Origin of the sequence: Kitasatospora sp. NPDC093558 (genome assembly GCF_040683475.1) — a bacterium.
GTDB lineage: Bacteria > Actinomycetota > Actinomycetes > Streptomycetales > Streptomycetaceae > Kitasatospora.
The window spans coordinates 1-1321 of sequence record NZ_JBFBDY010001219.1; the positions used below are offsets into that span (position 1 = coordinate 1).

Sequence of the window (1321 nt, forward strand, 5' to 3'; positions counted from 1 at the left end):
CGCGCAGTTCGGCGCTGCGGGCCAGCAGGGGCGCGGGGCTGGGCGGCGTGATCACCGGCGGCATCCTACTCAGGGCCGCCCGGGGGTGTGCCGAGCCGGTCGGGGCCCTGGTGGCGGGCCTGGTTGTGGGCCGTTCGGCAGGGTTTAGGGCGCTCAGGCAGCGGATCTGAAGAGGCGTCTAGGCAATCCGCCCCATGTGCGGGGCGGGTGTGCGGAGCGAGGCTCTTTCCAGCGGTGATCGACGCCGCCGCGCACCACGCGGTGCGCCGACGAAGTCCGCCGTTGAAGCCCGCCGTTGAAGCCCGTTGATGAAGCCCGCCGTTGAAGCCCGCCGTTGAAGCCCGCCGTTGAAGCCCGCCGTTGAAGCCCGCCGTTGAAGCCCGCCGTTGAAGCCCGTTGTTGAAGCCCGCTGTTGAAGCCCGTTGTTGAAGCCCGCTGTTGAAGCCCGCAATGAAGCCCGCTGCTGAAAGGCCCCTTCCGTGTACGCCGCTCACGCCGTTGTTCCCGATCCGCGCCGCCGGCGCATCCTGCCGGTGATCCTGCTGGCGACCTTCATGACCGCGTTCGACTACATGGTCGTCAACGTCGCCGCGCCGTCCCTGGCCCGCGACCTGGGGGCGGGTGCGGCCGCGCTCGAACTGGTCGTCGGCGGCTACGGGTTCACCTACGCGGCGGGCCTGGTCACCGGCGGCAAGCTGGGTGACCTGTTCGGCCACCGCCGTCTGTTCCTGCTCGGCATGGCGGGCTTCACCGCCGCGTCCCTGCTGTGCGGGCTGGCCGCCAGTGCCCCCGAGCTGATCGCCGCCCGTCTCGTGCAGGGTCTGGCGGCCGCGGCGATGGCCCCGCAGGTCCTCGCCCTGATCACGGCCGTATTCCCGGCCGGGGAGCGCCCGCGCGCCCTCGCCTGGTTCGGGCTGACGATCAGTCTGGGCGGCATAGCCGGGCAGGTGCTGGGCGGAGCGCTGCTGCAGGCCGACGTGTTCGGCCTGGGCTGGCGGGTGATCTTCCTGGTGAACGGGCCCGTCGGCGTCGCCGCGCTCGCCGCGGCCGCCCGTCTGCTGCCCCGGCGCGCCCCCGCCGCCCGCCCCGGCCTGGACCCGGTCGGCGCGCTCGCCCTGACCCTCGCCCTCGCGCTCGCCCTGGTACCGCTGGTGGTCGGACGCGAGGAGGGCTGGCCGCTGTGGAGCGTGCTGTCGCCGGCGGCTGCCGTGCCCGCGATGGCCGCGGCCCTGGCCTGGATGCGCCGCCTGGCCGCGCGCGGCGGCGAGCCGCTGCTCGACCTCGCCCTGTTCGCCTCCCGCCCGCTGCGCGTCGCACTGCT

The 1321-nt window shown here is 74.0% G+C and carries 1 protein-coding gene; it reads left to right on the forward strand.

The window, feature by feature from the left end:
• Window positions 1-479: 479 nt before the first annotated feature.
• Window positions 480-1321, forward strand: an 842-nt coding sequence (locus AB0O00_RS39870) for an MFS transporter (protein WP_363659559.1), incomplete at its 3' end; no start/stop codon positions are given.